Source organism: Lysobacter enzymogenes (assembly GCF_017168095.1).
Taxonomy (GTDB): Bacteria; Pseudomonadota; Gammaproteobacteria; order Xanthomonadales; family Xanthomonadaceae; genus Lysobacter; species Lysobacter enzymogenes_D.
Map to the genome: position 1 here is coordinate 1 of NZ_LXSD01000423.1, position 3,031 is coordinate 3,031.

Annotated in this window: 2 protein-coding genes; both read left to right on the forward strand. The window is 73.4% G+C overall.

The window, feature by feature from the left end; translation table 11 throughout:
* A partial coding sequence (locus A7A76_RS18425; RefSeq protein WP_206412570.1) for a hypothetical protein occupies positions 1–339 on the forward strand: 339 nt, incomplete at its 5' end.
* A 77-nt stretch (positions 340–416) separates the two neighbouring features.
* Positions 417–3,031, forward strand: a 2,615-nt coding sequence (locus tag A7A76_RS18430; protein WP_206412571.1) for an SDR family NAD(P)-dependent oxidoreductase, incomplete at its 3' end; no start/stop codon positions are given.

Sequence of the window (3,031 nt, forward strand, 5' to 3'; positions counted from 1 at the left end):
GGCCGCGCCCGTCGCGGCCAACCGGCCCGGGTCGAAGCGGCCGATGCCGGCGCGGCGCTGCGCGCCTGGGCGCAGGGCGCGGCGGTGGATTGGACGGCCTTGTGGCGCGGCGACCTGCCACCGCGCATGCGCCTGCCGGTCTATCCGTTCGCCAAGGAGCGCTATTGGATCGACTCGGCCTTCGACAGCGACGGCGGCCGCACCGCCGTCGCCGCGAGCGCCGCCGCTCCCGCGCCAGCGAGCGCGAGTGCCGATTCCATCGACGCCATCCTCGGCCGGCTCGAAGACGAAGCGCTCGACACTGACGACGCCGTGAAGCTGTTGCGCGCCCTGGTCTGAACCGGGCCGCGGTCGCGCACGCACACCATCGCACTGCCGGCGCACGCCGCCGGCGCACTGATCGCACTGGACTGGACATGATCGATTTCGTCGAGTACGTGGTTTCCCAGCTCAAGAGCAAGAAGCTCGCGCGCGCCGACGCGCTGGCGCTGATCCGCGAGTACGCGCGCCCGCGCGGCGCCGGCGCGGACAAGCTGCACCCGCTGCTGCATCGCAACGTCTCCGACCTGGAGCGGCTGGCCTTCGCCAGCGACTTCGACGGCAGCGAGTTCTTCCTGCGCGACCACCGGGTGCGCGGGCAGCGGGTGCTGCCGGGCGTGGCCTATCTGGAGCTGGCCCGCGCCGCCCTGGAGCGCGCCACGCCGCAGGTTTCGCGCGAATGGGAGCTGCGCAACCTGGTGTGGGCGCAGCCGCTGGCGGTGGACGCGCCGACCACGGCGGTGCTGGCGCTGTACCCCGACGACGGCGTCGACGCGGCGGACGAGGGCATCGATTTCGAGCTGTACAGCCAGGACGAGCGCGTGCACTTCCAGGGCCACGCGTCTCCGCTGGCCGATGCCGCGCCGGCGCCGCTGGACCTGGCCGGGTTGCGCGCGCGCATGATCGCCGCGCCGCTGCCGGCCGAGCGCCTGTACGCCGCCATCGCCGCGCATGGGATCGAGCTGGGCGCCAGCCTGCGCGGCGTCGCCGAGGTGCTGTGCGGCGAGGGCGAACTGCTGGCCCGGATCGAACTGCCCGACGCGAGCGAGCGCGAAGGTTTCGTGCTGCATCCGGCCGCGCTCGACAGCGCGGTGCAGGCGGGCATGGCGCTGATCGCACAGCGCGGCGACGGCCGCGCGGCGCTGCCGTTCGCGCTCGATGCGCTGCGCCGCTATCGCGACGCCGGCGAACGGTTGTACGCCTGGGTTCGCCACGCCGCCGGCGGCGGCGCCGACGCGCGCGTGTCCAAGCTCGATATCGACCTGTGCGACGAGGCCGGCGAGGTCTGCGTGCGCCTGCTCGGGCTGTCGGCGCGCGAACTGATCGGCGGCGTCGACAGCGAGGCCGCCGCCGCGGACGAAGACAGCTGCCTGCTGGCGCATCCGCGCTGGCGCGAGCAGTCGTTGCCCGCGGGCGACGGCGAAGCGTTCGCTGCGCGGCACGTGGTGGTCTGCGATCTGCCCGATTTCGAACAGGATCCGGGCGATGGCGCGAACTGGCAGGCGCTGCGCACCGAAGGCGGTATCGCTGAGCGCTATACCGCGCTGACCTTGGCCTGCCTGGACCGCCTGCGTTCGATCCTCAGCGACAAGCGCGGCGGCCGCGCGCTGCTGCAATGCGTGGTGGCGGGCGCGGGCGAGGGCGCGCTCAACGCCGGTCTGGCCGGGTTGCTGCGCACCGCCGCGCAGGAGAATCCGGCGCTGGCGGTGCAATTGATCCAGGTCGATGCCGACCTCGATGCGGCCGCGCTCGCTGCGCGCCTGCGCGCCGAGGCCGGTGCGGGCGCCGCCGATGCGCAAGTGCGCTACCGCGGCGCACGCCGCGAAACCCTGCGCTGGCAGGCGCTGGACGACGCGCCGGAAACTGCGCCGCTGGCGTTCAAGGAGCACGGCGTCTATCTCATCACCGGCGGCCTCGGCGGCCTGGGCCGCCTGTTCGCCGACGAAATCCTTGTCGCCACCGCGCACGCGCAGGTCGTCCTCAGCGGCCGCGGTCCGCTCGCCGGCGAACGCGCCGAGCGTTTCGCCGCGCTGCGCGAACGCCACGGCGAGCGCTTGCACTACTGCGCGCTCGATCTCTCCGACGCCGCCGATACCAACGCGCAATTGCAGGCGCTGGGCGAGCGCTTCGGCCGCCTCGACGGCATCGTCCACAGCGCCGGCGCCATCGCCGACGACTACCTGCTCAAGAAAACCGCCGATCAGGCCGCGGCGGTGCTGGCGCCCAAGGTCGCCGGCAGCGTCCACCTCGACGCCGCCAGCGCCGGGTTCGACCTGGATTTCTTCGCCTTGTTCTCCTCGGCGGTGTCGGCGTTCGGCAATGCCGGGCAGGGCGATTACGCCGCCGCCAACGGGTTCCTCGACGCTTTCGCCGCGCACCGCAACGCGCTGGTTGAACAGGGCCTGCGCCGCGGCCGCTGCGTGTCGCTGCTGTGGCCGCTGTGGCGCGACGGCGGCATGGCGCCGGACGCGGCCAGCCAGGCGCGCCTGCAGCGCGAGGTCGGCATGCGCGCGATGGATCGCGAACACGGCGTGCGCGCGTTCCACCGCGCGCTGGCGCTGGGCGCAGCGCAGACGCTGGCGGTGCAGGGCGACGCGGCGAAACTGCGCTCGCGCCTGTTCGGCGAGGCCACGCCGCGCGCCGCTGCGGCGGCCGCTCCTGCTGTCGCGACGCCGGCGGCCGGCGAACTCGACGAGCGCTGCGTCGAATTCCTGCGCGGCCAGTTCGCCCAGGTGCTCAAGCTGGCCGCGCACCGGCTCGATCCGCAGGCGCCGCTGGAGCGCTACGGTATCGATTCGATCCTGGCGATGGACCTGACCGGCCAGCTCGAACGCAGTTTCGGTTCGCTGCCCAAGACCTTGTTCTTCGAGTACCAGAGCATCGCCGAGCTGGCCGGCTATTTCGTTCGCGAACACGCCGCGCGGCTCAGCGCGTTGCTGGCGCCGGCGTCGGCCGCCGCCACGGCTGCGCCCGCCGCCGCGCCTGCATCGCA